Here is a 453-nt window from a genome sequence, read left to right on the forward strand (position 1 = left end):
GACAAACAGGTTGTTTCAAAAGAGCCGGTAAACAAACCGGTTAATCAATCGATGGAAAAAATTTTGGCTGAAAAGCAAAAAAAATACGAAGAGGCTAAAGCAAAAAAAATAGCCGAAGCCGCCACAGCCAAAGCAAACGCCGTCGAGCATGCAAAAGAAGCGCATAAAGCAGCAGTCGAAAAAGCGATTGCAGAGCGTAAAGCCAAACAAGACGCTGCCCGCAAAGAAAAAGAGGCAGAAGACAGAATTGCCGAAGGAAAAAAAACAGTCGAAATTGTGCATAAAAAGATTTTGAACGATTCAGACGGCCATAACAAAGTCGTGAGCGTTTCTTCCGGCAAAAAAACAGCCATGAGTCACGATAGCCACCTCAGTTCAGTCAAAGAAAACAAAATTGACGATCATACCGAAAACAGGGCAGGTGTCTCTGGAAAATACCGCGTGTATCAATCT

General features: G+C 42.8%; 1 pseudogene. It reads left to right on the forward strand.

The features are described from left to right. Positions 1-63: 63 nt before the first annotated feature. A pseudogene (locus ACTHUR_RS20595) lies at positions 64-453 on the forward strand (right-handed parallel beta-helix repeat-containing protein); the annotation flags it as partial.

Source organism: Neisseria sp. P0021.S007, assembly GCF_051956855.1.